At 46.8% G+C, this 26,066-nt stretch carries 41 protein-coding genes; 2 read left to right on the top strand and 39 right to left on the bottom strand.

Features of this window, described 5'->3' with window-relative positions:
- Nucleotides 1-229 precede the first annotated feature (229 nt).
- The gene (locus ABEW73_RS28695) at nucleotides 230-460 is read right to left on the bottom strand and encodes a hypothetical protein (protein ID WP_009592811.1); all 231 of its coding nucleotides are present in this window, start codon (nucleotides 458-460) and stop codon (nucleotides 230-232) included.
- A 211-nt stretch (nucleotides 461-671) separates the two neighbouring features.
- Nucleotides 672-1,280, bottom strand: a complete 609-nt coding sequence (locus ABEW73_RS28690; protein WP_213647954.1) for a stage II sporulation protein M — start codon at nucleotides 1,278-1,280, stop codon at nucleotides 672-674.
- Nucleotides 1,281-1,374: 94 nt separating this feature from the next.
- On the opposite strand from ABEW73_RS28690, the gene pdaB reads away from it, so the two are divergent.
- Nucleotides 1,375-2,178 (top strand): polysaccharide deacetylase family sporulation protein PdaB, encoded by an 804-nt coding sequence (gene pdaB, locus ABEW73_RS28685; protein ID WP_430170092.1) that lies wholly within the window; start codon nucleotides 1,375-1,377, stop codon nucleotides 2,176-2,178.
- A gap of 58 nt (nucleotides 2,179-2,236) precedes the next feature.
- Here the strand turns inward: pdaB and ABEW73_RS28680 are convergent, their stop codons facing one another.
- Nucleotides 2,237-2,830: a KinB-signaling pathway activation protein gene (locus ABEW73_RS28680; RefSeq protein WP_430170090.1), complete on the bottom strand. Its 594-nt coding sequence runs from the start codon at nucleotides 2,828-2,830 to the stop codon at nucleotides 2,237-2,239.
- A gap of 244 nt (nucleotides 2,831-3,074) precedes the next feature.
- On the opposite strand from ABEW73_RS28680, the gene gerD reads away from it, so the two are divergent.
- Nucleotides 3,075-3,788 (top strand): spore germination lipoprotein GerD, encoded by a 714-nt coding sequence (gerD, locus tag ABEW73_RS28675; RefSeq protein WP_430170088.1) that lies wholly within the window; start codon nucleotides 3,075-3,077, stop codon nucleotides 3,786-3,788.
- Between the two features lie 72 nt (nucleotides 3,789-3,860).
- Here gerD and ABEW73_RS28670 read toward each other — a convergent pair whose 3' ends face one another.
- From ABEW73_RS28670 to rplB, 36 genes are all read right to left on the bottom strand, one after another.
- A complete protein-coding gene (locus ABEW73_RS28670) occupies nucleotides 3,861-4,955 on the bottom strand; it encodes a P-loop NTPase (RefSeq protein ID WP_430170087.1) in 1,095 nt (364 codons plus the stop codon).
- A gap of 64 nt (nucleotides 4,956-5,019) precedes the next feature.
- Entirely contained in the window at nucleotides 5,020-5,793 is a 774-nt protein-coding gene (gene cwlD / locus ABEW73_RS28665) for an N-acetylmuramoyl-L-alanine amidase CwlD (protein WP_430170086.1), read from the bottom strand.
- Between the two features lie 70 nt (nucleotides 5,794-5,863).
- Entirely contained in the window at nucleotides 5,864-7,033 is a 1,170-nt protein-coding gene (sat, locus tag ABEW73_RS28660; RefSeq protein WP_430170084.1) for a sulfate adenylyltransferase, read from the bottom strand.
- 57 nt (nucleotides 7,034-7,090) lie between these two features.
- Nucleotides 7,091-7,783 (bottom strand): phosphoadenylyl-sulfate reductase, encoded by a 693-nt coding sequence (locus ABEW73_RS28655; protein WP_430170083.1) that lies wholly within the window; start codon nucleotides 7,781-7,783, stop codon nucleotides 7,091-7,093.
- Between the two features lie 190 nt (nucleotides 7,784-7,973).
- Nucleotides 7,974-9,623, bottom strand: coding sequence for an MDR family MFS transporter (locus ABEW73_RS28650; RefSeq protein WP_430170081.1), 1,650 nt, complete (start codon nucleotides 9,621-9,623; stop codon nucleotides 7,974-7,976).
- Between the two features lie 16 nt (nucleotides 9,624-9,639).
- Nucleotides 9,640-10,092 carry a MarR family winged helix-turn-helix transcriptional regulator gene (locus ABEW73_RS28645; RefSeq protein WP_430170079.1) on the bottom strand — a complete coding sequence of 151 codons (453 nt, stop codon included), beginning with the start codon at nucleotides 10,090-10,092 and terminating at the stop codon, nucleotides 9,640-9,642.
- 327 nt (nucleotides 10,093-10,419) lie between these two features.
- Entirely contained in the window at nucleotides 10,420-10,812 is a 393-nt protein-coding gene (gene rpsI, locus ABEW73_RS28640) for a 30S ribosomal protein S9 (RefSeq protein WP_006212891.1), read from the bottom strand.
- Between the two features lie 20 nt (nucleotides 10,813-10,832).
- Nucleotides 10,833-11,270, bottom strand: coding sequence for a 50S ribosomal protein L13 (rplM, locus tag ABEW73_RS28635; protein ID WP_076326214.1), 438 nt, complete (start codon nucleotides 11,268-11,270; stop codon nucleotides 10,833-10,835).
- Between the two features lie 308 nt (nucleotides 11,271-11,578).
- Nucleotides 11,579-12,361: a tRNA pseudouridine(38-40) synthase TruA gene (gene truA / locus ABEW73_RS28630; RefSeq protein WP_430170078.1), complete on the bottom strand. Its 783-nt coding sequence runs from the start codon at nucleotides 12,359-12,361 to the stop codon at nucleotides 11,579-11,581.
- Nucleotides 12,362-12,703: 342 nt separating this feature from the next.
- A complete protein-coding gene (gene rplQ, locus ABEW73_RS28625; RefSeq protein ID WP_071221011.1) occupies nucleotides 12,704-13,069 on the bottom strand; it encodes a 50S ribosomal protein L17 in 366 nt (121 codons plus the stop codon).
- Nucleotides 13,070-13,108: 39 nt separating this feature from the next.
- Nucleotides 13,109-14,053 carry a DNA-directed RNA polymerase subunit alpha gene (locus tag ABEW73_RS28620; protein WP_071221012.1) on the bottom strand — a complete coding sequence of 315 codons (945 nt, stop codon included), beginning with the start codon at nucleotides 14,051-14,053 and terminating at the stop codon, nucleotides 13,109-13,111.
- A 134-nt stretch (nucleotides 14,054-14,187) separates the two neighbouring features.
- Nucleotides 14,188-14,583 carry a 30S ribosomal protein S11 gene (gene rpsK / locus ABEW73_RS28615; protein WP_009589209.1) on the bottom strand — a complete coding sequence of 132 codons (396 nt, stop codon included), beginning with the start codon at nucleotides 14,581-14,583 and terminating at the stop codon, nucleotides 14,188-14,190.
- A 19-nt stretch (nucleotides 14,584-14,602) separates the two neighbouring features.
- Nucleotides 14,603-14,971, bottom strand: coding sequence for a 30S ribosomal protein S13 (gene rpsM / locus ABEW73_RS28610; RefSeq protein WP_006212897.1), 369 nt, complete (start codon nucleotides 14,969-14,971; stop codon nucleotides 14,603-14,605).
- A 20-nt stretch (nucleotides 14,972-14,991) separates the two neighbouring features.
- Nucleotides 14,992-15,105 carry a 50S ribosomal protein L36 gene (gene rpmJ, locus ABEW73_RS28605; RefSeq protein WP_003333770.1) on the bottom strand — a complete coding sequence of 38 codons (114 nt, stop codon included), beginning with the start codon at nucleotides 15,103-15,105 and terminating at the stop codon, nucleotides 14,992-14,994.
- Between the two features lie 131 nt (nucleotides 15,106-15,236).
- Nucleotides 15,237-15,452 (bottom strand): translation initiation factor IF-1, encoded by a 216-nt coding sequence (gene infA, locus ABEW73_RS28600; protein ID WP_006212898.1) that lies wholly within the window; start codon nucleotides 15,450-15,452, stop codon nucleotides 15,237-15,239.
- A 2-nt stretch (nucleotides 15,453-15,454) separates the two neighbouring features.
- Complete coding sequence (locus tag ABEW73_RS28595; RefSeq protein ID WP_430170077.1) at nucleotides 15,455-15,760, bottom strand: KOW motif-containing protein; 306 nt, start codon at nucleotides 15,758-15,760, stop codon at nucleotides 15,455-15,457.
- A gap of 10 nt (nucleotides 15,761-15,770) precedes the next feature.
- Nucleotides 15,771-16,523, bottom strand: coding sequence for a type I methionyl aminopeptidase (map, locus tag ABEW73_RS28590; protein WP_076326216.1), 753 nt, complete (start codon nucleotides 16,521-16,523; stop codon nucleotides 15,771-15,773).
- Between the two features lie 5 nt (nucleotides 16,524-16,528).
- Nucleotides 16,529-17,173, bottom strand: coding sequence for an adenylate kinase (locus tag ABEW73_RS28585; protein ID WP_009589204.1), 645 nt, complete (start codon nucleotides 17,171-17,173; stop codon nucleotides 16,529-16,531).
- 89 nt (nucleotides 17,174-17,262) lie between these two features.
- A complete protein-coding gene (gene secY, locus ABEW73_RS28580) occupies nucleotides 17,263-18,564 on the bottom strand; it encodes a preprotein translocase subunit SecY (RefSeq protein WP_430170075.1) in 1,302 nt (433 codons plus the stop codon).
- Nucleotides 18,564-19,004, bottom strand: a complete 441-nt coding sequence (gene rplO, locus ABEW73_RS28575; protein WP_006212903.1) for a 50S ribosomal protein L15 — start codon at nucleotides 19,002-19,004, stop codon at nucleotides 18,564-18,566. Before rplO ends, secY begins: the two co-directional genes overlap by 1 nt.
- Before the next feature lie 46 nt (nucleotides 19,005-19,050).
- The gene (gene rpmD / locus ABEW73_RS28570) at nucleotides 19,051-19,236 is read right to left on the bottom strand and encodes a 50S ribosomal protein L30 (protein ID WP_006212904.1); all 186 of its coding nucleotides are present in this window, start codon (nucleotides 19,234-19,236) and stop codon (nucleotides 19,051-19,053) included.
- 12 nt (nucleotides 19,237-19,248) lie between these two features.
- The gene (gene rpsE, locus ABEW73_RS28565) at nucleotides 19,249-19,746 is read right to left on the bottom strand and encodes a 30S ribosomal protein S5 (RefSeq protein WP_009589212.1); all 498 of its coding nucleotides are present in this window, start codon (nucleotides 19,744-19,746) and stop codon (nucleotides 19,249-19,251) included.
- 26 nt (nucleotides 19,747-19,772) lie between these two features.
- The gene (rplR, locus tag ABEW73_RS28560; RefSeq protein WP_076326219.1) at nucleotides 19,773-20,141 is read right to left on the bottom strand and encodes a 50S ribosomal protein L18; all 369 of its coding nucleotides are present in this window, start codon (nucleotides 20,139-20,141) and stop codon (nucleotides 19,773-19,775) included.
- Nucleotides 20,142-20,252: 111 nt separating this feature from the next.
- Nucleotides 20,253-20,795, bottom strand: coding sequence for a 50S ribosomal protein L6 (gene rplF / locus ABEW73_RS28555; RefSeq protein WP_076326220.1), 543 nt, complete (start codon nucleotides 20,793-20,795; stop codon nucleotides 20,253-20,255).
- A gap of 29 nt (nucleotides 20,796-20,824) precedes the next feature.
- Nucleotides 20,825-21,223 (bottom strand): 30S ribosomal protein S8, encoded by a 399-nt coding sequence (gene rpsH / locus ABEW73_RS28550; RefSeq protein ID WP_006212908.1) that lies wholly within the window; start codon nucleotides 21,221-21,223, stop codon nucleotides 20,825-20,827.
- Between the two features lie 33 nt (nucleotides 21,224-21,256).
- Complete coding sequence (locus ABEW73_RS28545) at nucleotides 21,257-21,442, bottom strand: type Z 30S ribosomal protein S14 (protein WP_074961883.1); 186 nt, start codon at nucleotides 21,440-21,442, stop codon at nucleotides 21,257-21,259.
- Nucleotides 21,443-21,488: 46 nt separating this feature from the next.
- On the bottom strand, nucleotides 21,489-22,031 hold the full coding sequence (gene rplE / locus ABEW73_RS28540) for a 50S ribosomal protein L5 (RefSeq protein WP_007132558.1): 543 nt from the start codon (nucleotides 22,029-22,031) through the stop codon (nucleotides 21,489-21,491).
- A gap of 28 nt (nucleotides 22,032-22,059) precedes the next feature.
- Nucleotides 22,060-22,416 carry a 50S ribosomal protein L24 gene (gene rplX, locus ABEW73_RS28535; protein WP_006212910.1) on the bottom strand — a complete coding sequence of 119 codons (357 nt, stop codon included), beginning with the start codon at nucleotides 22,414-22,416 and terminating at the stop codon, nucleotides 22,060-22,062.
- A 77-nt stretch (nucleotides 22,417-22,493) separates the two neighbouring features.
- Nucleotides 22,494-22,862: a 50S ribosomal protein L14 gene (gene rplN, locus ABEW73_RS28530; protein WP_006212911.1), complete on the bottom strand. Its 369-nt coding sequence runs from the start codon at nucleotides 22,860-22,862 to the stop codon at nucleotides 22,494-22,496.
- A gap of 36 nt (nucleotides 22,863-22,898) precedes the next feature.
- The gene (rpsQ, locus tag ABEW73_RS28525; RefSeq protein ID WP_098749098.1) at nucleotides 22,899-23,165 is read right to left on the bottom strand and encodes a 30S ribosomal protein S17; all 267 of its coding nucleotides are present in this window, start codon (nucleotides 23,163-23,165) and stop codon (nucleotides 22,899-22,901) included.
- Nucleotides 23,166-23,209: 44 nt separating this feature from the next.
- Entirely contained in the window at nucleotides 23,210-23,407 is a 198-nt protein-coding gene (gene rpmC, locus ABEW73_RS28520; protein ID WP_430170072.1) for a 50S ribosomal protein L29, read from the bottom strand.
- Nucleotides 23,397-23,831 (bottom strand): 50S ribosomal protein L16, encoded by a 435-nt coding sequence (gene rplP, locus ABEW73_RS28515; protein WP_009589221.1) that lies wholly within the window; start codon nucleotides 23,829-23,831, stop codon nucleotides 23,397-23,399. Before rplP ends, rpmC begins: the two co-directional genes overlap by 11 nt.
- A gap of 2 nt (nucleotides 23,832-23,833) precedes the next feature.
- On the bottom strand, nucleotides 23,834-24,499 hold the full coding sequence (rpsC, locus tag ABEW73_RS28510) for a 30S ribosomal protein S3 (RefSeq protein WP_006212915.1): 666 nt from the start codon (nucleotides 24,497-24,499) through the stop codon (nucleotides 23,834-23,836).
- Nucleotides 24,500-24,512: 13 nt separating this feature from the next.
- Nucleotides 24,513-24,845 carry a 50S ribosomal protein L22 gene (rplV, locus tag ABEW73_RS28505; RefSeq protein WP_015737624.1) on the bottom strand — a complete coding sequence of 111 codons (333 nt, stop codon included), beginning with the start codon at nucleotides 24,843-24,845 and terminating at the stop codon, nucleotides 24,513-24,515.
- 36 nt (nucleotides 24,846-24,881) lie between these two features.
- Nucleotides 24,882-25,157: a 30S ribosomal protein S19 gene (gene rpsS, locus ABEW73_RS28500; protein WP_006212917.1), complete on the bottom strand. Its 276-nt coding sequence runs from the start codon at nucleotides 25,155-25,157 to the stop codon at nucleotides 24,882-24,884.
- A gap of 71 nt (nucleotides 25,158-25,228) precedes the next feature.
- Nucleotides 25,229-26,059, bottom strand: a complete 831-nt coding sequence (gene rplB / locus ABEW73_RS28495; protein WP_006212918.1) for a 50S ribosomal protein L2 — start codon at nucleotides 26,057-26,059, stop codon at nucleotides 25,229-25,231.
- Nucleotides 26,060-26,066: the final 7 nt, after the last annotated feature.

The following is a 26,066-nucleotide window of genomic DNA, read 5'->3' as shown; positions in this document are numbered from 1 at the left end:
TTCAGTTTTCAAAGATCAATCTGTGTTTCTCGTTCGTCGTCTGCATCTCAGCGGCGACTTTTATAATATATCATACTCCCTATCAACTTTGCAAGCACTTTTTTCAAAAAAGTTTTTTGAAGTTTGTTTTGAAGTTTGATGGCCGCCGGTTGGCGGCATCACCTTCGAAAAGGAAGCGAAAATTAATTTACCATATACTCAGCCGGTTAGTCAACACTTTTTCGCAAAATTAATGTTTGATTTGCGGAAACTTCCCGTTACGCGCATATTTGGAGAGTTCCTTCTGCGGGGCAAACCGGGCATACATGCGGAACACCGTTTTATATCGGTTAGCTATAGCCTGTCTGATGTTTTGGTCCAATCGTTGGTCGCTTAAATCCAGCAGCATCTCATCCAGTTCTTTTCGCAGTACATAATCAAGCTCTTTGCACTCTTTTTCATTGAATAGCATTCCCAGCATGATAGGACCTCCTTATATAGTTAAGCGAACATGTAACGTCACTTCAATCGGATTAAAGCTGCTCTTGCCTATGTAAAGGTGATTAACCGTATTGGCGGGATCTCTAAACCGAAGGTATGCTGTCTGCACATTATGATGAACGCCCTGTCCACGCAGCTCTCTCTTTACTCTGCTAAGCTGCTTTATTAGGTATGCACAATTTCAGGGAAAATTATGACATCAGCCACAACGTAATTGTACTTTCGATCATTGCGGCAACGAGCAGCAGAACGACAACCCATACGGAAGCAGTACCCAGCTTGCGCCAAAAGCCGCGCCACTCCGCGCCTATCCCGCTTCTGCGCTCGCCCGTCGCCGTTACACTTCTTAACACCAGCCCGCCAAAAGCAAGACCATATCCGCAAGCAATTACAATGACCGGGATCTCGATGATCCCATGAGGCAGCAGCCCTTTCACAATCAGATCAAACAGACTCTCTCCGCTCTCCCCCACGACTTTCACTAAGAAACCAATCACCATACCATTGATGATCAGGAAGAAGAACGGTATCACACCAAGCAGCAAGCCTGAGAACATGACCAGTACACTCTTAATACTGTTGTTAAGAAAGATAAAGACAAAGAAGCTCCATTCCGGATGATCGGAGGAACCGAGCTGCTGGCTAATCTCCCCTAATCCTTGAAGCTGACCTAGAAGGAATTGCTCGAACCCCTCTGAGCTTGCTCCAGCCACGATTCCGGCTATAAATAAGACCGTTGCCAAGAGCAATGCCTTCCGGATGGATCTTAAATCTCTGAGAAAAATGCTAAAACGTAACATTCGCAACCTCCTAAATTGGTATAACTCGCAAGTACGAGCATATGTTGAAAGTAAACAAGCTATTGCACACTGAAGGGAGAGGGGCGCACGTATTATGAATTCTTTTTATGTATTCAACGGCAGAAAGATTAAGCGGTTTTTCTTTGTCCTTGCCGCGGCGATCTTTGCAGTCGGCGTTATTTATGTGGAGAGTGACAACATCTCGGTCTTCTCCGAGGACAACCCGTCAGCGATTTACAGCGTGTCTACGGACAAGAAACAGATTGCATTAACATTTGACATCAGCTGGGGCGAAAAACGCACAGAGCCTATTTTACAGGCCTTAAAAGACAATGGAGTTCAAAAAGCAACCTTCTTCCTGTCTGCGCCGTGGAGCAAAACGCATCCCGATATCGTGAATGCCATTAAGGAAAGCGGATATGAAATCGGGAGCCACGGCTTCAAGCACGATAATTACAGTACCCTCACCGATGAGGAAATACGCAAGCAGATTTCTTCGGCACATACTATTTTAACCGCAATGACCGGACAAGAACCCAAATTAATACGGATGCCTAACGGGGATTTTGACAAAAGAGTGCTCGGTATAGCCCAAAGCCTTAACTACACAGTGATCCAGTGGGATACCGACTCCAGGGATTGGAAGAATATCGGCGTCGAAAAAATTGTAGACCGCGTCGTCTCCAAAGCGCATCCGGGAGACATCGTGCTGATGCACGCCAGTGACTCCGTAAAACAGACCCATGAAGCACTCCCTCTCATCATCAAGGAGCTTCGTAATAAAGGATATGAGTTCGTTACGGTAACTGACCTGCTTCAACAGGGCAGCACCAAAGGCACCGAAGTTCGTGATCACGCATCATTGCAGAAGAGCATCGAGGATGCAGGCGGACTATAGACTCCCAGGAGAAAGGCCCTGTAGTTGAATAATGCTTAACAAAAAAAGAGCTAAGGTGTTAGCTCTTTTTTTCGTCTTGTGTAACTTTATGAAGCGTCATAATTTGGTATGCATTACAGATCAGCAATGGTACTACCATAAAGATCGTGGCATTGCTGACTCCAATTTGCAGTACACCGATAATCTCCACAATGGAAATCGCCATCATAAAGAAGAGGGTCGGAATCCATGCATTAGCATTTGTACTCTTCACTTTAAAATAAGCAACAACAACGGCAATTACCAAAATGGAAATGCCCAAAATTAAATCTTGCTGCAAGCTAGTGGATCCGCCCACAAAGGTACGGAAGAACATCAGTTCCAGCAATGCAAGAACAGCCAACACAATCTGAATGTATTGCCAAGTCTTCCTGCGGAATATGCCTATCCCCATATAATTCAAAGTCAGGTATGCAAAAAAGCCCATCTGGGAATATACGCTCACCAGTGCCCCAGAGCCCAACAAAATCAGCGGGTATATTAATAAATCGGCCATTCCCGTGAATTCGATCGCGCCATTAAACAACTGCAGGATCAGACCTACGATTAATGCCGCCACTGCCCCAACGAGCAGCGTTTTCAAAAACAATTTAGACCACTTTCGTAAACTCAACTAACTTCCACCCCCACAGATCATTATTTTACCAACGTTCACAATAAAAAACCATTCTGAATCCGACATATTTCTGCAATTCCATCACATACTATGCGAAGAACCGTAAGAAAAACATCTATCGGCGTACTTTCACAGAAGACAAACCCGCATGCAGAGGATGTTTTTCTTACGATTATCGAATTTGTTCGACTTCGCTGAAAACTGATAAATTCAATGATTTTGAAAAAGGAGGACAACGGTAATGAAGTGGCCGTTATTTCGATTATGTATTATCGTCTTCGTTGCTGCTGTGGTGCTTACCGCTTGTGGTACAGAACAAAGCTCGTCTCCGCAGCTCGGATATAAAGAAATCAAATCCATGGTGGTCGACATTCTGAAAACCGACGAAGGTAAAAAAGCGGTAGAGGAAGCGATTAGCAGCGGATCCGGTGGTTCTTCCGGCAGCGGTGGCTCGATGGGGATGCGGATGATGACTGCCCAGTCAGGGGAGCAAATTCGGACGGCTGTTAAGGATACACTGGTGTCGGAAGAATACAAAAAAGAAATTGAGAAGATTATGACCGATCCGAAATTCGCCGGTGATTTTGCCAAAGCCATCAATTCTGAGAGCAAGCAGCTCCATATGCAGCTCATCAAGGACCCGACGTATCAAAAATCGATTCAGGATATGTTGAAGTCTCCGGATGTAATGAAATCGTTTCTTGAATTGACCAAAACCCCGGACTATCGCAAACAGTCCATGACCGTGATGCAGGAAGCTATGCAGAATCCGCTGTTCCGCATGGAGGTAATGGAACTGCTCAAAACGGTTGTGAAAGACGAACTTCAGCCTAAAGTGGAGAAGAAAAAACAAGGCAAGGGAAAAGGGCAAGAAGAGCAAGGCGGCGGCGGTAGCGGTGACGGTGGCGGCGGTGGCGACGGCGGTGGCGGTAATGAAGAAGGCAGTGGCAGTTAGGCCATTTTTCATAAACAAAACAAGCTCCCTACACAGGGAGCTTGTTTCATAATATGGATATAAGGACCTTGTCTAGACGGATTCCTCAAGCTTGGCTGCAATTCTTCCAGCTATCTCATCGTAGATCCCTGCGCTTTCGGTACCTGCCTTATACACAGATGGGGAGAAATCCGGCTCTGAAGGGTGGTTATCCGGTGCTCCTAATGGGAGCTGCGCGAGGAGCTCGGTATGAAGCGTCTCGGCAAGCTTCCCTCCACCTCCACGACCAAATACATAATCCTTCTCCCCGCCATGGGAGCAGACATAATAGGACATATTCTCCACGACGCCCAAGATTTCATGATCAGTCTGCAAGGCCATCGCACCCGCTCTGGCAGCAACAAAAGCTGCAGTAGCATGCGGGGTGGTTACAATGATCTCTTTGCTTTGGGGAATCATCTGATGCACGTCAAGGGCTACATCGCCTGTTCCTGGCGGCAGGTCCAGCAGCATGTAGTCCAGATCCCCCCAAGCGACATCCGTGAAGAATTGACGCAGCATTTTGCCAAGCATCGGCCCGCGCCAAATCACCGGACTATTCTCACGGATGAAGAAGCCCATGGACATAACCTTGACACCAAAACGCTCAACCGGATGGATGACACCCTCTTCGGTTACGGATGGCCCCTCTTCAATGCCCATCATGTCCGGTACGCTGAAGCCGTAAATATCCGCGTCAATCAAACCGACCTTCTTGCCTTGGCGAGCCAAAGCTGCAGCTAGATTCACCGTAACAGTGGATTTACCGACGCCGCCTTTGCCGCTTGCAATCGCAATGAAATGAACGCCGGACTGCTCGCTAAGAAGCGTATTCTGCTCCATGCCGGCAGCATGCCCTTTTGTCAGCTTATCGCGATCGTTAGCTTCCTCCCGGGCTGCTCCGCTAACGGCATTGTCTAGAGGTCGCATGCGGATATGGATATCCTCCGCCCCCATAGCTTCAAGAATTTCTCTGATCTGCGCTTCCAGGGAAGCGCGTACATCTTCACTACTGTAAGTCACGGATAATCGGACCGTGCGTTCCTTGACAACAATATCTCGAATACGCTGGAGCTCCATCAGGCTCTTCCCGGTTTCGGGATCGCGTAAAGGCTGGAGTATCTCCTGTACCGTTTCTCTAGTCAGCATATAAGCACCTCTGCACTATGTAATGGAATAGACAATGTTTCGATATTTCCTGTCCATTATACCATTACTCTGCAGCTTGTGACGACTCGCTGGTGGACTCTCCGGAGAAATAACGCAGAATGCCATTATACACGGATGCTGCGACCTTTCTCTGATATTTCTCATCACGGAGCAATTCGGATTCCTCGGGATGGGACAAGAAACCGACCTCTACCAGTGCAGATGGCATGCGCAGGGCTTGAAGCAAAAATATTTTGTCATCCGTTTTGGCCAGACGCTGCGTATTCTCCAGGTTATGTCTAATTTCAGCCTGAATCAATTCGGCGAGTTTTTTACTTTCCCCTTTATTCGGAGGGAAAAAGGTCTGCGCCCCTCTCCACCGATTAGATGGAATACTGTTCAGATGCATGCTGATAAACAGATCTGCTTTACTATCTTCGATCATCCGCACACGTTGTTTGAGGTCCTCCGTTTTACGCTTGGAATACCCCTTTGTGCTTTCTGCAGCCAGGTCGTAGTCACCTTCTCTTGTCATAATGACGAGCGCGCCTGCCTGCTGCAAATAATCCCGCAAATACAAGGTGATCGCCAGATTTACATCCTTCTCTATAACACCTTGTCGGCTTACTGCCCCGCCATCTGGCCCGCCATGTCCTGCATCAAGGGCAATGACTTTACCGGCAAGCGGCAAACTCCAGGTATTCGACGTTTTGGCAGAGGGGACTTCGTATGTTACAACGATAATGAGCAGTGCCAGAAGCACAGCTCCAATCAGGGTCTGCTTAATTCTCTTCAACGATATCCACACCGTAACCTTGTCCGTTCTCCGCCTGGACATAACAAAACCACCTCGTCCCATGAGTTGTTCTACTCCATCATATGGGACAAGGTGGCTAATTATGCCTTGGTTATACCGTAATCTGCTCTTTCATCCCTTCGATCAGCACTTGCGCGACTTCCGGGCGCGTAAATTCCGGCGGTGGGCACTGCCCTTCGCGAAGCAAGCCACGAACCTTCGTACCGGATAAAGTCAGATGATCCTCCTTAGGATGCGGGCATGTTTTGATTGAGGCCATGTTTCCGCAAGTGGTGCAGAAGAAGCTGTGCTCGAAGAACAGCGGGGTAATGCCCAACTCTTCTGCAGTGAAATTTTTGAAAATTTCCTGCGCCTCATACGTACCGTAATAGTCGCCGACTCCTGCATGATCCCGGCCCACGATAAAATGGGTGCATCCATAGTTTTTACGAACCATGGCATGGAATATAGCTTCCCTAGGTCCCGCATAACGCATGGCAGCCGGAAATACGCCCAGGAAGGTGCGATCCGCGGGATAGTAGTTCTCCAGCAAGGTCAGATAGCTCTTCATTCGCACATTGGCAGGAACGTCATCCGATTTGGTCTCTCCTACAAGCGGATTAAGGAATAGTGCATCTACGATTTCCATTGCACTCTTCTGAATATATTCATGTGCACGGTGAACCGGATTACGTGTCTGAAAGCCGACAACCGTATTCCAGCCCTTGGCTTTGAACTGTTCACGAGTCTCTGCCGGATCAAAATAAAACTCGCCAAACCGTTCCGGCTGTGGACGATTCAGTACTTGGATCGGCCCGCCTACATAGGTCGAAGGACGTTCAAAAAGCTTCTTCACGCCTGGATGCTCCGGATCATCCGTCTTAAATACTTGAACAGCCTCGACTTGCTGATCTACCTGATAGACGCTCTCTACATCGATAACGCCATAGACGACACCATCTTCTTCGCCTACAAGCGCCGCCTTCTCGCCGACGACAAGTTTAGCTGCTGTAAACTCATCAACAGCCAGTGTGACCGGTATGCTCCAAACCGTACCGTCCGATAAGCGCATAGAGGAAACCACAGACTTGTAATCCTGCTCGTTCAGAAATCCTTGCAAAGGCGAAAATGCCCCAACCCCGATCAGATCCAGGTCCGAGATGCTCCAGGCATTTACAGGGATCTTATGAAGAGTGCCGACCTGTTTCAATAAATCTTCACGCTCTGCTCCTTGGGCTACCCGCTGTACCAGCGTGCCGCCATGAGGGAGTATGGCTGTCATGAATAATTCCTCCTTCTTATGCTGTAACTGTACGATCTTAAGTCAATCATGATTGGTTTATTTATGAAGTCCGCATTCCGTCTTCTCATGGCCTGACCAGCGTCCAGCACGTGGATCTTCTCCTGGCATCACCTGTCGAGTGCAATATTCGCAGCCAATACTCGGATAATTCTGATCATGAAGCGGGTTGTAGATGATATCGTTAGCTCGGATGTAGTTCCACACATCCTCGCTAGTCCAGCCTGCGATCGGATTGAACTTCACCAACCCGAACTTGGTATCGTACTCAATCTTCTTCGAATTAGCTCGGGTAGGTGCTTGATCTCTTCGTATCCCTGTAATCCAAGCCTCATATTGAGACAGAATCCGAGTCAATGGTTCTACCTTTCGGATGTTGCAGCACTCCGTCGGATTGACGCTCCATAATGCTTCACCATGCTGAGCCGCTTGCTCTTCCGGCGTAATGAGCGGAGAGACCCGCACGAATTCCAGGCCGTAACGTTCGGCCATACGATCCCGCGTTTCGTATGTTTCCTTGAAATGAAAATCGGTATCCAGATAAAAAATATCCGTCGACGGGCTAATCTTTTGAATCATATCCACCAATACCACATCTTCTGCTCCAAAGCTGCAAGCAAACGTTATATTGGGAAATGTCTTGATCGCAAATGTGATGACTTCCTCAGCTGATGCATGCTCAAGCTCTTCTGCTTGCACTCGGATCAAATCCTCTTTCTCCAGCAAATTCATGATTGGATGCCTCCCCCGATATTAATCCCGATAATCCTACTGAAATAATATGAATTAAATACAGTATAAAACATTCCTAATAAATGTCAACCATCAAATCGATACCATGAAAAACGAAAAAACCCTTCCTGCATAAGCAGAAAGGGTCTTCTGTTTCTTCGATTTCCAAACATTTTGACAAATACCAATCTTAGTCTGTTGTTGCCATCGATACCTCTTTAGCACTAGTACCAGCTCCGGCACTTTTCCCTTCCGAGTCCTCGGGTTTGGGAGCAGGTGTCTGATTCGACGTCCGCAGCGGAATTTCTTTCAAGAAGAATACGAGCAGCAATGCAACGACGAGAACTAACGTGCCTGTGAGAAACACCATCGATAATGTATTTCCAAGTGCATCGCGGATACTGTCGATCATTTGCACGAATAAAGGCTGTACTTCAGCAGGAAGACTTGCCTGCGTCTGCTCAATCAGCGGTTTATTCATCAGTGTCTGTGGATTGGCGAAGGAGAGCATCTGCTGGGCTAATTGCGGATCCACAGCGCTAAAATCCGGTGCACTAGCCGACTGAAGAGCATCCTTCAGGTTCTTCGTCAGGTTATTCGACATAACTGTACCCATAACCGCGATTCCGATTGTACCGCCAAGATTACGGAACAATTGAGATGATGCCGTTGCTACACCAAGATCTTTGTGGGGTACCGCATTCTGCGTAGCCAGTGAGAATACCGGCATACCCAAACCAAGACCGATACCGAAAATAATAGTACTAACCACAGTGAGCCAGATGTTGTCCATGAACACCATAATTCCCATGCCGACCATCATAATTGGAACTCCAAGAAGGGCGTAACGTTTATATTTACCACTCTTAGCAATAAGCTGACCTGCTACGGCACTCGTACCCATCATGAAAATCGACATCGGTATAGTTACATATCCTGCATAGGTTGGTGAAATACCAAGTACGCCTTGAACGTAGAAGGAAATATAAATCATGGCGCCCATCAGACCGAAGTTCATAAAAAATCCAATCAGATTGGAAACCGTAACGACACTATTTTTGAACAAACTAAGCGGCAGTACCGGTTCCTTCGCTTTCATCTCAACAAGGATAAAGATGAGGGCTGATACGACCGAAGCCGCTATGAGACCGATAATTTGCGGTGATCCCCAAGGATATTCCGTACCTGCCCAAGAGAAGGCAAGCAGTAAAGGAACGATAGACGTTGTAAGGAACAGGGAACCCAGATAGTCAATAGACTGACCAGGTTTGCGCTCGACCTTGGGAAATAACGTCCAGATCATGATAAAGGCTACTACACCCAGCGGCAGGAAGATCCAGAATAACCAACGCCATTCGATGTTATCGACCAGGTAACCGCCTAGCGTAGGACCAAGGACACTGGAGAAACCGAATACCGCTGTCATCAGTCCCATCCACTTGCCACGTTCCCGCGGTGGGAATAAGTCACCGACCGACATAAATGCGGTTGACTGAATAATACCGGCACCTATACCTTGAATACCACGATAAATAATGAATTGGTACACGTCTGTTGATGTACCCGTTAGAAAAGCCCCTAACATGAAAAATAATATACCTATCAAAATAAACGGCTTACGTCCGAACATGTCGGACAGCTTACCTACCAGTATGGTTGCGATCGTTGATGTTAGCAAGTAAATATTGATGGTCCATGTGTAATAATCCATGCCATCCAGAATGGCGATAATCCGCGGCATTGCGGTACTCGTTATCGTCTGGTTAATGGCTGCGAAGAACATCGCAGCCATGATTGCAACCATAATTGAAACTTTACGTTTAAGCGTTAAATGCTCCATGCTCTATGCTCCACCCCTACCCTTGGTTGTGATTGTCTTTATCAAGGTTTGACAGCATCAAGGAGAAGATTCTTCTCAAATGCTGAATGTCTTCCTCAGCGAGGATATTAAAAAAACCCTGAATCATTTCCTTCTGATCCTTCTTCACTTTCCTAATTACATCCAGACCCGGTTCCAAGAGTGTAATGTTGACAACTCTCCGGTCATCCTCAGCACGCTCTTTCTGTAAGTATCCTTCCGCAACCAATTTATCCGTTAGACCGGTTATAGCCGGCGGTGTCAACGACAAAGCTTCGGCAAGCTCCGATACCTTCAGAGGCCCCCGCAGCTTTAATACATACAGCACCTGAAACTGAGGAAAGCTTAAATTGTACTTCCCGGCACTCGACTTGTTCCACTCTTGAGAAATGTTCTTCAGCAGCGCCCGGAACATCGACGACACCTTGAAAATCTCTTCATTGCGATCCAACCATATCCCCCCTTCTCTGCTTCTGTGCTCCGAAAATTACTTATTTAATTAATGATTAAATATTAATTATTTAAGTACTTAATTAATTCGCAATTAATAATATATCTCTATTTACATATGAAGTCAAGTGGTTAACGATGTAAGATCATCCATATGTTCATCCTTCTATCCGCAGGTTGTGCACACCATGTGCACAACCTGTTCAATGTGGCTACCGAATTCCACATGTGTTGTCAATGATGTGCATATCTTTGTGGACAAGCTACGTTCGGATAGCGTAAAAAAGCCCTTGACCATAATGGCCAAGGGCTTGGTAAATCGGAAATATTAACGTTTGGAGAACTGAGGAGCGCGACGAGCCGCTTTAAGACCGTATTTTTTACGTTCTTTCATACGTGGGTCACGAGTCAGGAATCCAGCTCTTTTCAGAGAAGGACGGAATTCTGGATCTGCTTTCAGAAGAGCACGGGAGATACCGTGACGGATTGCTCCAGCTTGACCGGAGATACCGCCACCGTGAGCGATGACAAGCACGTCATATTTGCCCAGTGTTTCTGTCAGATTCAAAGGTTGTTTAACGATCAGTTTGAGTGTTTCCAAACCGAAATATTCATTAATATCACGTTTATTGATGACAATGCGTCCTTCACCCGGTACGAGGCGTACACGTGCTACCGAGTGTTTACGACGACCTGTCCCATAGTATTGTACTTGTGCCATGAAACTGTCCTCCTTTTTAATTAACCGCGAAGTTCGTAAACTTCTGGTTTTTGTGCTTCATGTGGATGTGCTGTGCCTGCATATGCTTTCAGTCTCAGCTTCATTTTCTCGCCCATGCGAGTTTTAGGAAGCATGCCGTGAACCGCGCTTTCGATTACACGCTCTGGGAATTTCGCAATCAGGTCTTGAGCTGTAGTTACTTTCAATCCACCTGGATGCATGGAGTGACGATAGTATTTTTTGTTCTCCATCTTTTTGCCAGTGAGGTGGATTTTCTCGGAGTTGATAACAACCACGAAATCCCCTGTGTCAACATGTGGAGTGAATTGAGGCTTATGTTTGCCGCGGATCAGAGCCGCAACTTCACTTGCCAAACGGCCAAGCGTCTTGCCTTCGGCATCAACGATGTACCATTTGCGCTCAACTTCATTTGGCTTCGCCATATAGGTGGTACGCATGTATAGTTCCTCCTTGTATTCGTCCGAAAATCATCATTAATTTTCATTATTTATCTTCGTTCATGTTTAAAGCATTGTCATGTTGTTGCAGTCTTGCATTCGGCATTTTCTTAACCGGGGCTGTGGGAGAGCCGTTAAGAAAACACAACTTATATAATACAGGATTACGCCCACATCCGCAAGTGTTTTTTGGTTTTCCACCTTACACCTTGCGTGTTATTCAAACAAGTCGCCTATCACAGTCACAAGGAATTTCTTCTTTTTGTTGTGATAGCCTTTCCGTGGTCTGATATCAACGATCATTGAGATTAATCCTTTCCGGTGATATCATACTCCACTTCCCATAACATCAGGCCCTTACCCATGGCTGTTGGACCGGCTGCTGCCCGGTTTTTGGCTTCCAGTATGACCAACATGTCATCCGGATGGCGCTTGCCTTCCCCTACCTCAATCAACGTCCCCATAATGATCCGAACCATATGCTGCAGAAACCCGTTCCCGGATACGTACGTATGAATGACTCCCTGATCTTTAGTGCCGGGGCGGCACATCGAGGTATCCCTCTCAAACCAGGCATCAAATATAGTACGTACATGGGACGATTTCGTCGACTTCCGCGACGCAAACGTTGTGTAGTCATGCGTTCCGATCAGATGACGAAGTCCCTGCTCCATCGCTGGGATATCTAGCTGTCCATAGTGATGGATCTGATAGCGGCGATTGAATAAGTCCGGATGCTGATTCGCATTGATCGTATAGCGGTAGGTTTTGCGTTTGGCTGCATGGCGGGAATGAAATTCCATAGGTACCTCCATCGCATCCGAAACTACGATATCTTCCGGCAACCAGGTGTTTAATGCCATACACCAACGTTCCAAGGGAATTGGTGAAGCTGTGTAGAAATTAAATACTTGGGCGCGGGCATGCACCCCAGCATCTGTCCGGCCAGAAGCCGTAATCTTGAGCTGTTCTCCGGACAAACGGCGGATCGCTTCCTCCAAATAGTCCTGAATCGTATGGCCCCCGGGCTGGGTCTGAAAGCCGTTATAATCGGTACCGTCGTAACTGACCTTCATCAGAAGATTACGCATTGCTGACCTCCTGAGTGCTTTCATCGAAAACCACTGCGGCAATGAAAGCCTGTACACATTTATGAGAAAACCTCTATCGGGGGATTTTACTGATAACTTAAAAATTCTATAACTATCAAAAAAGAGCCCCATAGGAGCTCCTTTTCATCATGTTAAGCCGAACCCTTCGAGTCAGCCACATGACTAGAAGGTCCCCGTTATTATTGCCCATGGAGTAGTCGAGACGAGTCGAACCAGATGATCGACTATATCTCGCACCACTTCCCGTTCATGGCTCCAAGAATAAACATCTACAGAGCCGGGCATACATAACTACAGTCACTTCAATGGAACAAAGCTAATTTACGCGCGATCTACCAGTTCCAAGTAAACCATTGGAGCTGCGTCACCACGACGAGGACCCAGTTTCAGGATACGAGTGTATCCGCCTGGACGCTCGGAGTAACGAGGAGCGATTTCGGAGAACAATTTTTGGATTGCATCTTGTTCACCGTCTACTGTTTCACGACGCACGAATGCAGCTACTTGACGACGAGCGTGAAGATCACCTTTTTTTGCTTTTGTGATCAACTTCTCAGCGATCGAACGAACTTCTTTCGCTTTGGCTTCAGTCGTTTGAATGCGCTCATATAAGAAAAGGTCGGTTACCAGGTCACGGAACAACGCTTTACGCGCACTGGAGTCGCGGCCCAACTTTTGGTATGCCATGTGTTTTTCCCTCCTTTGCTAAGCTAAGCCGAATCTATGCTATTCTTCCGTACGAAGTCCCAGGCCCAACTCTTCAAGCTTCTCTTGAACTTCCTCCAAGGATTTGCGTCCGAGGTTCCGAACTTTCATCATATCCTCTTCGGTTTTCGTGGTCAGCTCTTGTACCGTATTAATACCGGCACGTTTCAAGCAGTTGTAGGAACGAACGGAAAGATCCAGCTCTTCGATCGTCATTTCAAGAACTTTTTCTTTCTTGTCTTCTTCTTTCTCAACCATGATCTCTGCATCCTTCGCTTCGTCGGTCAGACCTACGAAGAGGAACAGATGCTCAGTCAAGATTTTCGCGCCGAGACTAACAGCTTCTTCCGGGCGGATGCTGCCATCCGTCCAAATTTCAAGCGTCAGTTTATCGTAGTTGGTTACTTGACCAACACGCGTATTTTCCACACCGTAGTTAACACGGCTAATCGGAGTATAGATCGAATCGACGGGAATGACGCCGATAGGCTGGTCATCGCGTTTGTTCCGATCCGCCTGGACATAGCCACGACCGCGACTGGCAAAAATACGCATATGAAGTCTTGCACCAGGGCCGAGCGTTGCAATATGAAGATCTGGATTCAGAATCTCCACATCACTATCCGCACGGATGTCACCAGCAGTAACAACCCCTTCACCCTCCGCATCAATCTCGAACACTTTCTCTTCATCGGAATGAATTTTCAGAGACAAAGCTTTCAGGTTCAGGATGACCTCGGTCACGTCTTCCATGACACCCGGAATCGTGGAAAATTCATGCAGTACGCCATCGATTTGAATCGATGTGACTGCTGCGCCCGGTAGTGAGGATAACAAGATGCGGCGAAGCGAGTTCCCCAGCGTCGTGCCATACCCTCTCTCCAGAGGCTCAACTACGAATTTCCCATAGGTTCCATCTTCATTGACATCAACGGTCTCAATTTTCGGCTTTTCGATTTCAATCACGCAAGTACCCCTCCTTCAAACGTCGCTCCTATATGAAACTGTCATCTTATCCAGTAATCCATGTAGTAGTATGCCTAAACAACCATTATTAGCAGATTGCAACGGATTTATACCACATTAACAGGATGACTTCATTATACGCGACGACGTTTTGGTGGGCGGCATCCGTTATGTGGAATTGGTGTAACGTCTTTGATCAGGTTTACTTCGAGACCTGCTGCTTGCAGAGAACGAATTGCTGCTTCACGACCAGCACCAGGACCTTTAACCATTACTTCCACCGCTTTCATACCGTGTTCCATAGCCGCTTTGGCAGCTGTTTCAGCAGCCATTTGCGCAGCGAACGGGGTCGACTTACGGGAACCTTTAAATCCAAGGCCGCCGGAGCTTGCCCAAGAAATCGCGTTTCCGTGAGGATCCGTAATCGTTACGATTGTATTGTTGAATGTGGAGCGGATATGAGCCACGCCACTTTCAATATTTTTGCGGTCACGACGTTTAGTACGTACGACTTTTTTTGGTTTAGCCATTGTCTATTATCCCCCTTTCTTATTTCTTCTTGTTCGCTACGGTACGACGAGGACCTTTACGTGTACGAGCATTCGTTTTAGTACGTTGACCACGAACAGGCAATCCACGACGGTGACGAATACCGCGGTAGCAGCCGATCTCCGTGAGACGTTTAATATTTAAGGAAATTTCACGACGCAGGTCACCTTCTACCTTAACCATACCGTCGATCGTTTCGCGCAATTTGCTGACTTCATCTTCTGTCAAATCACGGACACGAGTGTCTGCATTGATTCCAGTTTCTTTCAGTACTTTCTGGGAAGTCGTTTTACCGATTCCGAAAATGTAAGTCAAGGCGATCTCAACGCGTTTGTCACGTGGTAAATCCACACCAGCTATACGAGCCATTTTACGCTACACCCCCTTCTTTAACCTTGTTTTTGTTTGTGTTTCGGATTTTCACAGATAACCATTACGTTCCCTTTGCGGCGAATGACTTTGCATTTTTCGCAAATAGGCTTTACAGAAGGTCTTACCTTCATGCTAATTACCTCCTCCAAGTTTTACGTTGTAAAACCAGCTTCGAAACTAAAGTAGTTTGTTACCGCTGCTGAGTTTTACGTCAGTAAAACCGCTTCGCAGCTTTCCTTGATTCCCCAGGGGAACCTTAAATCTATTTACGGTACGTGATACGACCTTTGGTTAAATCATACGGCGAGAGTTGTACAACCACTTTGTCTCCTGTAAGGATACGGATAAAGTGCATCCGCAACTTTCCGGAAACATGAGCGAGAATCTGATGACCATTCTCCAGCTCGACTTTAAAGGTAGCATTCGGCAACGGCTCAATGACCGTTCCTTCGACTTCAATGACATCTTCTTTAGCCACAGTTAGTCTCCTTTCTGATCTGCCTTGGATTTATCGGATACAAACCGGTCCAGTGCGAAACGCAGTTTACCGTTTGTAACCCGACCGCTTTCTTGCAAACTGTTTACCACTTCACTGCTAATGTAGGATTGAGGTTCAAGATGAAGAACATTCTTCTTCTTGGCCCCGTCAAACTTGCGTTTGTCCCCATCCGCGATCCACACGAACCTGCTGTCCTCAATCGAAACGATAACGGCATACTGTCCGGCATCTCTGCCTTTCAGTATCTTAACAACCTGACCGGGTTGAAGCGTGAATTCATTATTCAATTTCATCACCCTATTCCGGCAGCTTCGTCAAAATTTCCATGCCATCCGGCGTGACTGCTACCGTATGCTCGAAGTGAGCACATAGTGAGCCGTCTACCGTTACAACCGTCCAGTTGTCTTCCAGCGTCTTGACATTCCGCTTACCCGCGTTGACCATCGGCTCGATCGCGAGCACCATGCCCGGTTTGAGTCTTGGTCCACGGTCAGGGATGCCATAGTTCGGAATTTGCGGATCCTCATGCAGTTCGGTACCCACACCATGACCAACGTACTCCCGGACGACAGAGAAACCTGCATCCTCGATATGACGCTGTATGGCATGAGAGATTGTAAACAAGCGGACATCGGGTTTGATTAGCGCAAGTCCAGCATAGAGTGATCCTTCCGTTACGTCCAGCAGACGCTGGGCCTCTTCGGAAATCTCTCCTACAGCGTAGGTCCATGCCGAGTCACCATGGTAACCCTGGTACTGTGCACCGATATCAAACGTAACGATATCGCCCTCGATTAATTTGCGTTTGCCTGGAAATCCATGCACCAATTCTTCGTTGACTGATGCGCAAATGCTGGAAGGAAATCCGTTGTAGCCTTTAAAAGATGGCACAGCGCCTTGGCTTCGAATGAACTTGTCGGCCATAAGGTCAAGTTCCCCGGTCGTAATGCCCGGTTCTACATGAGCGGCAAGGAGTTTGTGGCATTCTGCCACGATCCTTCCTGCTTCTCTCATCAAGCTCAGTTCCGTTTCGGATTTACAAATGATCATTATACCTAACCTCTCAGTATAGACGCAATTTGTGATGAAACCGCGTCGATTTCCTGATCACCATCGATTTGACGCAAAAGACCTTTGTTCTCATAAAACGTGAGGAGTGGTGCTGTTTTGTTGATATATTCGTCTAAACGAATGCCGACGCTCTCTTCGTTATCATCAGAACGCTGGTACAATTCGCCGCCGCATTTATCACAAATGCCTTCCTGTTTAGGAGGATTAAAGATCACATGATAAGTCGAACCACAGTTTTTGCAAATCCGGCGGCCAGTAAGGCGAGCCAGAAGCTTTTCCCGATCAACTTTCAGGTTGATGACGTGATCGAGACCAGTATTCAAGCGGGCGAGAATGTCATCCAGCGCTTCCGCTTGCGAAAGGGTTCTTGGAAAACCGTCCAATAAAAAACCTTTTTCGCAATCGGACTGCTGCAGACGCTCTTCCACAATACCAATCGTTACGTCATCCGGTACCAGCAGACCTTGATCCATGAATTCCTTCGCTTTAATCCCGATGGGAGTTCCTTGTTTGATCGCGAGACGAAATGCATCGCCCGTTGAAATGTGAGGAATACCGAATTCATTCACGATGTTTTCTGCTTGCGTCCCTTTTCCTGCCCCAGGAGGACCCATGAATAAGATGTTCACCTTACGTCACTCCCTCCCCTTGATTGACTAGCAAGAACAACACAATAGGCGCCGGGAAGCGATACAGACCACTCGCCGGAACCTATCGCCTATTTATTGATAAAACCTTTGTAGTGACGTTTGATCAATTGGCTTTCGATCTGCTTCATCGTATCCAGTGCAACACCGACGACGATCAAGAGTGAAGTACCACCGATCTGAACCGTACGCGGAAGACCTGCAAGTGATCCAAAGAACACCGGAAGCACAGAGATCACGGCCAGGAACAACGCTCCTGTCATGGTCAGACGGGTCATAACCCGAGTCAGATACTTCTCGGTAGCTTTACCAGGACGAATGCCCGGAACATAGCCGCCGTTCTTCTTCATATTATCAGCCATTTGGTTCGGATTCATCTGCACGAAGGTGTAGAAGAACGTGAAACCAATGATCATGAGTACATACAGTACCATTCCAAGCGGGCTGTCATAAGCAAGATTAGCAGTTACCCACTTTGCCCAACCCTGTGTATCCAACCAGAAGCTGGCCAGGATAACCGGGAATTGCAGCAATGACATCGCAAAGATTACCGGGATAACGCCTGCACCGTTAATCTTGAGTGGAATGTGTGTGTTCTGTCCGCCGTACATTTTGTTTCCTACAACACGCTTCGCGTATTGAACCGGAATTTTACGGATACCTTGCTGAATGAATACAACACCGGTAATGATCAGAACCAAAATCAGAAGGATGATAACACCCTTCAGAATGTTCATAAACACTTGACCATCCTGAATGAAATTCGATTCAATCGTTGTCCGAATGTGCATTGGAATACCAGCAGCGATACCACCAAAGATTATGATCGAAATACCGTTACCGATTCCGCGTTCCGTAATCTGTTCGCCGAGCCACATCAAGAATGATGTACCTGCGGTAAGCACTATTGCGATCACGACAAAGTCGATAGTGGTTGCTCCAGGCACCATATCCATGCCATACATGCGGTTAAACCCGATGGACATACCGAACGCCTGAATCAGACCCAGTATTACCGTACCATAACGAGTAATTTGAGCCAACTGCTTCTTCCCGTGTTCCCCTTGTTTGTTCCATTCCGCAAACTTTGGAATGACGTCCATCGACAACAACTGCACGATAATGGACGAAGTAATATATGGAAATATCGAAAGGGCGAAGATCGAAAACTGCGATAGTGCGCCCCCCGAGAACGTGTTAAGAAGACCGAACAACTCATTGCCTGCCTGATTCGTCTGGGTAAAAACATCTTTGTTAACGCCGGGAACCGGAACAAATGATCCAATACGGAAGATGATCAGAACGAATAAGGTGAACAAAATACGCTTGCGAAGGTCATCCACACGCCATATATTTTTCAGGGTCTTAAACATTAGATCACCTCGGTTTTACCGCCGGCAGCCTCGATCTTCTCTACCGCAGATTGAGAAAACTTATTAGCTTTTACAGTCAAAGAAACGGTAACTTCACCGTTGCCAAGAATTTTGATTCCGCTCTTTGTATTGTTAACAATACCGCTCTCAACCAAAACTTCTGGAGTCACTTCAGTACCTGCTGCAAAGCTGTTAAGTTCTTCGATGTTCACAATCGCGTACTCTTTCCGAGTTGGGTTTACGAAACCGCGCTTCGGAAGACGACGGTACAATGGGTTCTGTCCACCTTCGAAGCCTGGACGCACACCACCGCCGGAACGAGAGTTTTGTCCTTTGTGACCGCGACCCGATGTTTTACCCGTACCACTACTAGTTCCGCGTCCAACGCGCTTGCGCTCTTTGCGGGATCCAGGTGCTGGGCTCAGCTCATGTAACTTCATCGTTCGTTGCACCTCCTTAATATGTCCGGGAATACACTGCCCGGGATTAACCTTCGATTTCTTTAACAGAAACCAGGTGATTTACTTTCTTGATCATTCCGCGAATTGCAGCATTGTCGCTTTGAACCACGGAATGGTTGATTTTGCGAAGTCCGAGAGTTTTCACGGTTGCACGCTGATCCTCTGGACGACCAATCACGCTGCGTACGAGGGTGATTTCAAGTTTAGCCATGAGATTCCCTCCTTAACCCAACAGTTCTTCGACGGATTTGCCGCGAAGCTTGGCAACATCTTCAACACGCTTCAGGCGGGATAATCCCTCCAAAGTCGCATTGACCATGTTCATGGAGTTCGAAGAACCTAGAGATTTTGTCAAAATGTCGCCTACGCCAGCCAGTTCAAGTACTGCACGAACCGGTCCGCCAGCGATAACTCCAGTACCTTCAGATGCCGGCTTCAACAATACTCGGCCTGCTCCGAAGTGACCTGTTACGAGGTGAGGAATAGTTGTTCCAACAAGTGGAATGTGAATCAGGTTTTTCTTAGCATCTTCAATACCTTTGCGGATTGCATCCGGTACTTCGCCTGCTTTACCGATACCTGCTCCTACCCAACCTTTGCCATCACCGACAACTACCAGTGCGCTAAAGCTAAAGCGACGTCCGCCTTTTACAACTTTAGCAACGCGGTTAATGTTTACTACTCTTTCAGTCAGTTCTAAAGTGTTAGGATCTACACGCAAGTCGTTTACCTCCTTTTGAAAATATCTTAGAATTCAAGGCCTGCCTCGCGAGCTGCCTCTGCAAGTGCTTGAATACGTCCATGATACAAGTATCCACCGCGATCGAATACGATCACTTTGTAACCTTTGTCTGCAGCACGTTTTGCAACGAGTTCGCCGACTTTACGAGCGGATTCAACGCTTCCGCCGTTCTTGATATCAGTAGCCAATTCTTTATCCAACGTAGAAGCTGATGCCAAAGTTACGCCAGCCACATCGTCGATCAATTGAGCATAGATGTGTTTCGAAGAACGGAACACGTTCAGACGTGGACGTTCTGCTGTGCCTTGGATTTTCTTACGGACACGCAGGTGTCTTTTCAGACGAGCTTTGTTCTTGTCTTGTTTCGTGATCATGTTTCCATTTCCTCCCTTCAGTTTTGCCTTAAGAGCTTCACTTTTAGACGCATCGGGTAAGTATGGGAGAAGAAGTAAGTTATCCACCAGGTGAAACCCCGGTTAGCTAACTTATTTCTTCTTACCAGCTTTACCTTCCTTACGGATAATGCGTTCACCTTCGTATTTAATACCTTTACCTTTGTATGGCTCAGGCTCACGTACGGAACGGATCTTAGCTGCGTATGCACCTACGCGCTCTTTATCGATACCGCGAACGGTGATTTTTGTGTTTGTTGGTACTTCGAATTCGATACCAGCTTCCGGTGTAATTTCAACTGGGTGGGAGTAACCCACGTTCAGAACGATTTTATCTCCGGTTTTGCTTGCACGGTACCCGACACCGACCAACTCAAGGTTTTTCGAGAATCCTTCAGTTACACCGTTGACCATATTTGAGACAACGCTGCGGGTCGTGCCGTGAAGAGAGCGATGTGTTTTGTTGTCGGAAGGACGAACAACATTGATCTCGTTGTTTTCTACTGTAATTTGCATGTCTTTATGCAGTTCACGAGTCAAGGTACCTTTAGGTCCTTTTACAGTGATTACAGTGTTATCCAGTGTGACTTCCACACCGTTAGGAATAGCAATTGGTTTACGACCAATACGGGACATTCATTACACCTCCTATCTTGTGACGTTGATTACCATACGTAGCAGAGAACTTCTCCGCCAGCTTTGGATTGACGAGCTTCTTTGTCGGTCATAACTCCCTTAGACGTGGAGATGATCGCAATACCCAAACCACCAAGTACGCGAGGTACTTCGTTGCTCTTCGTGTAAACGCGAAGACCTGGTTTGCTGATTCTTTTCAGACCTGTGATTACACGTTCGTTGTTGGAACCATATTTCAGGAATACACGAATGATCCCTTGTTTATTGTCTTCCACAAACTCTGCATCACGGATGAAGCCTTCACGCTTCAAAATGTCAGCGATTTGTTTTTTAATCGTCGAAGCAGGCATTTCTACTGTTTCGTGGCGAACCGTGTTCGCGTTACGAATACGAGTTAGCATATCTGCAATTGGATCGGACATAGTCATGTAGGATAAACCTCCTTCCCGTTTATAAACTTCTTACCAGCTTGCTTTTTTCACGCCAGGAATCTGGCCTTTATAAGCTAATTCACGGAAACAAATTCTGCAAATTTTAAACTTCTGCAGTACCGAATGTGGGCGACCACAACGTTCACAACGGGTATATGCCCGTACTTTATATTTCGGTGTACGTTGTTGTTTAACTTTCATCGAAGTTTTTGCCACTTAGCCTGACACCTCCTAAATAGTTTCGGAGAAAAGGACAACCGTCTTATTTCGCGAAAGGCATGCCCAGTTGAGCAAGCAGTTCACGGGATTCTTCGTCGGTTTTAGCAGTCGTTACGATAACGATATCCATACCGCGAACTTTATCCACTTTGTCATACTCAATTTCAGGGAAAATGAGTTGCTCTTTCAGACCGAGCGTATAGTTACCGCGTCCGTCAAATGCCTTGGTGGACACGCCTTGAAAGTCACGTACACGTGGAAGTGTAACGTTGAACAGCTTGTCGAGGAAGTAGTACATGCGCTCACCGCGCAGTGTTACCTTCACACCGATAGGCATGTTCTCACGCAGTTTGAATCCCGCGATGGATTTCTTCGCACGGGTGATAACCGGTTTTTGACCAGCAATCAGCTGCATGTCGTTCACAGCGGAATCAAGCACCTTCGAGTTAGCTACAGCGTCACCTACACCCATGTTGATGACAACCTTCTCGATTTTTGGTACTTGCATTACTGTCTTATAGCTAAACTTCTGCATCAGAGCAGGAGTTACTTCGTTCAAAAAACGTTCTTTCATTCTTGCTGCCATGATTCAAGGACCTCCTTTCTAAACCGTCTTATTTATCGATAACTTCTCCGGATCTTTTTGCTACGCGAACTTTTTTACCGTTGTCCAGTACTTTGTAACCGATACGGGTTACTTTTCCGCTCTTCGGATCAACGTGCATAACGTTCGATACATGGATCGGAGCTTCCTTCTCGATGATACCGCCTTGTGGGTTCATTTGGTTTGGCTTCTGGTGCTTCTTGATCATGTTCACACCTTCAACCAAAACACGATTTTCACGAGGGTACGCTGCGATGACACGGCCTTTTTTGCCTTTGTCTTTACCGCTGATGACGATAACTGTATCATCTTTTTTCACGTGCAGTTTGTTGCTATGGGATTCCAGAACTTTTTTCACTTTAGGCATTCGTTACACCTCCTATGACTAGCCAGTTCAACTATTTATCGGGTTCCCGAAAAGTTACGCCACTTTTTGGGGTGTTATTAGATTACTTCCGGAGCCAAGGAAACGATTTTCATGTAGTCTCTTTCGCGAAGTTCGCGAGCAACTGGTCCGAAAATACGAGTTCCGCGTGGGCTTCTGTCGTCTTTAACAACAACAGCTGCATTCTCGTCAAATGAGATGTAGGATCCGTCTTTACGACGTACAGAACGTTTCGTACGAACGACTACCGCTCTTACTACATCACCCTTTTTGACAACGCCGCCTGGTGTTGCTTGTTTGACGGAACATACGATCAAATCACCGATTTGAGCTGTACGACGACCAGTACCACCCAATACGCGGATACACATCAGTTCCTTCGCACCGGAGTTGTCAGCAACAGCTAAACGTGTAAATGGTTGAATCATTTAAATTTCCTCCTTCCATCAAAAACTGATCATATCTTAGATGATAACCGCTTTTTCAACCACTTCTACCAATCTCCAGCGCTTGTCTTTGGAGAGAGGACGAGTTTCCATGATTTTAACGGTATCTCCGATTTGAGCTTGATTGTTCTCATCATGCGCTTTAAATTTTTTCGTGTATTTAATGCGTTTGTGATACAAGTCATGCTTCTTATAAGTTTCAACAGCTACAACAATGGTTTTATCCATTTTATCGCTGACAACTTTACCTACTTGCACTTTACGAGCATTGCGTTCTTCGCTCATTTGTTAGCCTCCTTCCTGAATTCAGAACAGTGAGTTCCGTATCATTAACTAATCCCAAGTTCTCTTTGACGGATAACGGTTTTAGCACGAGCTATTTCTTTGCGAACGTCACGGATCCGAGTCGGGTTGTCAAGCTGGCCTGTGGCCAATTGAAAACGGAGGTTAAAGAGTTCCTCTTTAAATCCGGAGATTTTTTGCTCGATTTCTGCAGTGGTTAAGTTGCGCAGTTCATTAGCTTTCATTTGCTTCACCACCCACTTCTTCTCGTTTCACAAACTTCGTTTTAACAGGCAGCTTGTGAGCGGCGAGACGCATCGCTTCGCGGGCGATTTCCTCGGACACGCCTCCAAGTTCAAACATGATCTTGCCTGGTTTTACAACGGCAACCCATTTCTCTACGTTACCTTTACCGCTACCCATCCGCACTTCGAGAGGCTTTTGAGTAATCGGCTTATCCGGGAAAATCTTGATCCATACTTTACCGCCACGACGAATGTAACGAGTCATTGCGATACGAGCAGCTTCGATCTGACGGTTCGTGATCCAGCCTGGTTCTGTAGCTTGCAGACCGAATTCGCCGAAGTTCAGTTCAGTACCGCCTTTAGCTTGACCTCTCATATGGCCGCGCTGTTGTTTGCGGTGTTTTACACGTTTTGGTACCAACATGATTAGTTGCCTCCTTCCTGAGCAGCTTGTTTCTTAGCCGTAGGAAGAACCTCTCCACGATAGATCCATACTTTCACGCCGATACGGCCGTAAGTCGTATGCGCTTCTGCTGTACCATAGTCGATGTCTGCACGAAGCGTATGAAGTGGAACAGTTCCTTCACTGTAGCCTTCCGTACGAGCAATCTCGGCTCCGCCAAGACGTCCGCTGACCGATGTTTTAATCCCTTTTGCTCCAGAACGCATAGTTCTTTGAATCGCTTGTTTCAGTGCACGACGGAAAGATACGCGACGTTCCAACTGTTGTGCAATGCTTTCAGCAACAAGAATAGCGTCCAGTTCAGGGTTTTTAATTTCAGAAATGTTGATGTGAACTTTTTTACCGCCGGCAATTTTAGTCACTTGTCCGCGCAGTACTTCTACTTCGGAACCACCTTTACCGATAACCATACCTGGTTTCGCAGTGTGGATCGTCACGTTCACACGATTAGCCGCTCTCTCGATTTCGATACGAGATACAGCGGAGTCTTTCAATTTATTTTTCAGGTATTCACGGATTTTCACGTCTTCCAGCAAAAGATCACCGAAGTCTTTGCCTGCATACCATTTGGATTCCCAATCACGGATAATACCGATACGGAGTCCTACTGGATTTACCTTTTGGCCCACACGTTTTCCCTCCTTATTTTTCAGCTACCACCAAAGTAATGTGGCTGGTGCGTTTATTGATCCGGCTTGCACGTCCCATCGCACGCGGGCGAAAACGTTTCATAGTCGGTCCTTGGTTGACATAAGCTTGCGTCACAACCAATTTAGTTACATCCAAAGAGTAGTTATGCTCAGCGTTTGCGATAGCCGAGTTCAAAAGCTTCTCAACAACCGGAGATGCAGCTTTCGGAGTGTGACGAAGAATTGCGATCGCTTCGCCGACTTGCTTACCGCGGATCAAGTCAACAACGAGTTGAGCTTTACGAGGAGCAATACGAATCGATCTAGCATGTGCTTTTGCTTCCATATGTTTAACCTCCTCTCAAACAAAGAGCTTCATTAATTATCTTCTTGTTTTCTTATCATCTTCATGACCTTTGTAAGTACGAGTTGGAGCGAACTCACCCAACTTGTGTCCTACCATGTCCTCTGTTACATATACAGGTACATGTTTACGGCCATCGTATACTCCGAACGTGTGACCGATAAATTGCGGGAAAATAGTGGAGCGGCGGGACCAGGTTTTGATCACAGCCTTTTTGCTTGCGGCGTTCATGTCCTCCACTTTTTTGAGCAGATATCCGTCAATAAAAGGTCCTTTTTTCAAACTACGGCTCATATTGAAATCCTCCCTTCACCAAATTGTCTCGTTACCTTCGAGCCTGTCACGAAGCTATGCACAATCGCGCATTACTTCGTGCGGCGGCGAACGATATATTTGTCAGAAGCTTTACCTTTTTTACGTGTTTTGTAACCAAGGGTTGGTTTACCCCATGGAGACATAGGCGATTTACGTCCGATTGGAGCGCGGCCTTCACCACCACCGTGAGGGTGATCGTTAGGGTTCATTACCACACCACGTACTTCAGGACGTTGTCCAAGCCAGCGGCTGCGGCCTGCTTTACCGATTTTGATCAACTCATGGTCTTGGTTACCCACAGAACCGATGGTTGCACGGCAAACTTTCAGGATGCGGCGAACTTCACCGGAAGAAAGACGAACAGTTACGTACTTATCTTCTTTACCGAGAAGCTGAGCTTCTGTACCAGCAGCACGAACCAATTGTCCGCCTTTGCCTGGTTTCAATTCGATGTTGTGGATAACGGTACCTACCGGAATGTTTTCCAGTGGAAGTGCGTTACCGATCTTGATGTCAGCACCTACTCCAGATACTACTTGGTCTCCAACTTTCAGACCTTTAGGAGCGATGATATAACGCTTTTCACCATCTACATAGTGAATCAGAGCGATGTTAGAAGTACGGTTCGGGTCGTATTCGATTGTAGCAACGCGACCTGGAATGCCGTCTTTATTCCGTTTGAAGTCGATGATACGGTATTTACGCTTGTGTCCGCCGCCATGGTGACGAACCGTAATTTTACCTTGGTTGTTACGGCCAGCTGTTTTGCTCAGCGGAGCCAGCAACGATTTTTCCGGCTGATTCGTGGTGATTTCTTCGAAAGTCGACACGGACATGTTGCGTCGAGCCGGGGATGTCGGTTTATACTTTTTAATAGGCACTGAATTT

This window comes from Paenibacillus lautus, from assembly GCF_050482385.1.
Taxonomy (GTDB): domain Bacteria; phylum Bacillota; class Bacilli; order Paenibacillales; family Paenibacillaceae; genus Paenibacillus_AQ; species Paenibacillus_AQ lautus_B.
Note: the sequence above shows the minus strand (reverse complement) of the source record. Positions and strands in the feature narration are given on the sequence as shown.

Coding starts and splice junctions, on each gene's coding strand:
- cwlD (WP_430170086.1), bottom strand. CDS start 5,793: ATGTCCAGGCGGAGAACGGACAAGGTTACGGTGTGGATATCGTTGAAG.
- rplP (WP_009589221.1), bottom strand. CDS start 23,831: ATGTTGGTACCAAAACGTGTAAAACACCGCAAACAACAGCGCGGCCAT.
- rpsK (WP_009589209.1), bottom strand. CDS start 14,583: ATGGCTAAACCAAAAAAAGTCGTACGTACTAAACGTCGTGACCGCAAA.
- rpmJ (WP_003333770.1), bottom strand. CDS start 15,105: ATGAAGGTAAGACCTTCTGTAAAGCCTATTTGCGAAAAATGCAAAGTC.
- rpsQ (WP_098749098.1), bottom strand. CDS start 23,165: ATGAGCGAAGAACGCAATGCTCGTAAAGTGCAAGTAGGTAAAGTTGTC.
- rplV (WP_015737624.1), bottom strand. CDS start 24,845: ATGGAAGCAAAAGCACATGCTAGATCGATTCGTATTGCTCCTCGTAAA.
- truA (WP_430170078.1), bottom strand. CDS start 12,361: ATGCGTAATCTTCTGATGAAGGTCAGTTACGACGGTACCGATTATAAC.
- ABEW73_RS28655 (WP_430170083.1), bottom strand. CDS start 7,783: ATGAATTTGCTGGAGAAAGAGGATTTGATCCGAGTGCAAGCAGAAGAG.
- rplR (WP_076326219.1), bottom strand. CDS start 20,141: ATGATCACGAAACAAGACAAGAACAAAGCTCGTCTGAAAAGACACCTG.
- rpsH (WP_006212908.1), bottom strand. CDS start 21,223: ATGACTATGTCCGATCCAATTGCAGATATGCTAACTCGTATTCGTAAC.
- rpmC (WP_430170072.1), bottom strand. CDS start 23,407: ATGAAAGCTAATGAACTGCGCAACTTAACCACTGCAGAAATCGAGCAA.
- map (WP_076326216.1), bottom strand. CDS start 16,523: ATGATCATTTGTAAATCCGAAACGGAACTGAGCTTGATGAGAGAAGCA.
- rplF (WP_076326220.1), bottom strand. CDS start 20,795: ATGTCCCGTATTGGTCGTAAACCAATTGCTATTCCTAACGGTGTGGAA.
- ABEW73_RS28690 (WP_213647954.1), bottom strand. CDS start 1,280: ATGTTACGTTTTAGCATTTTTCTCAGAGATTTAAGATCCATCCGGAAG.
- ABEW73_RS28670 (WP_430170087.1), bottom strand. CDS start 4,955: ATGCTGACTAGAGAAACGGTACAGGAGATACTCCAGCCTTTACGCGAT.
- rplN (WP_006212911.1), bottom strand. CDS start 22,862: ATGATTCAACCATTTACACGTTTAGCTGTTGCTGACAACTCCGGTGCG.
- rplE (WP_007132558.1), bottom strand. CDS start 22,031: ATGGCAGCAAGAATGAAAGAACGTTTTTTGAACGAAGTAACTCCTGCT.
- rplM (WP_076326214.1), bottom strand. CDS start 11,270: ATGCGTACCACCTATATGGCGAAGCCAAATGAAGTTGAGCGCAAATGG.
- sat (WP_430170084.1), bottom strand. CDS start 7,033: ATGACAGCCATACTCCCTCATGGCGGCACGCTGGTACAGCGGGTAGCC.
- rpsS (WP_006212917.1), bottom strand. CDS start 25,157: ATGAGCCGTAGTTTGAAAAAAGGACCTTTTATTGACGGATATCTGCTC.
- ABEW73_RS28695 (WP_009592811.1), bottom strand. CDS start 460: ATGCTGGGAATGCTATTCAATGAAAAAGAGTGCAAAGAGCTTGATTAT.
- secY (WP_430170075.1), bottom strand. CDS start 18,564: ATGTTTAAGACCCTGAAAAATATATGGCGTGTGGATGACCTTCGCAAG.
- rplO (WP_006212903.1), bottom strand. CDS start 19,004: ATGAAGTTACATGAGCTGAGCCCAGCACCTGGATCCCGCAAAGAGCGC.
- rplX (WP_006212910.1), bottom strand. CDS start 22,416: ATGCCTAAAGTGAAAAAAGTTCTGGAATCCCATAGCAACAAACTGCAC.
- rpsI (WP_006212891.1), bottom strand. CDS start 10,812: ATGGCACAAGTACAATACTATGGGACAGGTCGTCGTAAACACTCGGTA.
- rpmD (WP_006212904.1), bottom strand. CDS start 19,236: ATGGCTAAACTTGAAATCACCCTCGTACGCAGCGTGATTGGTCGTCCA.
- rplQ (WP_071221011.1), bottom strand. CDS start 13,069: ATGGCATACCAAAAGTTGGGCCGCGACTCCAGTGCGCGTAAAGCGTTG.
- ABEW73_RS28650 (WP_430170081.1), bottom strand. CDS start 9,623: ATGGAGCATTTAACGCTTAAACGTAAAGTTTCAATTATGGTTGCAATC.
- rpsM (WP_006212897.1), bottom strand. CDS start 14,971: ATGGCTCGTATAGCTGGTGTGGATTTACCACGTGACAAACGCGTTGAG.
- pdaB (WP_430170092.1), top strand. CDS start 1,375: ATGAATTCTTTTTATGTATTCAACGGCAGAAAGATTAAGCGGTTTTTC.
- gerD (WP_430170088.1), top strand. CDS start 3,075: ATGAAGTGGCCGTTATTTCGATTATGTATTATCGTCTTCGTTGCTGCT.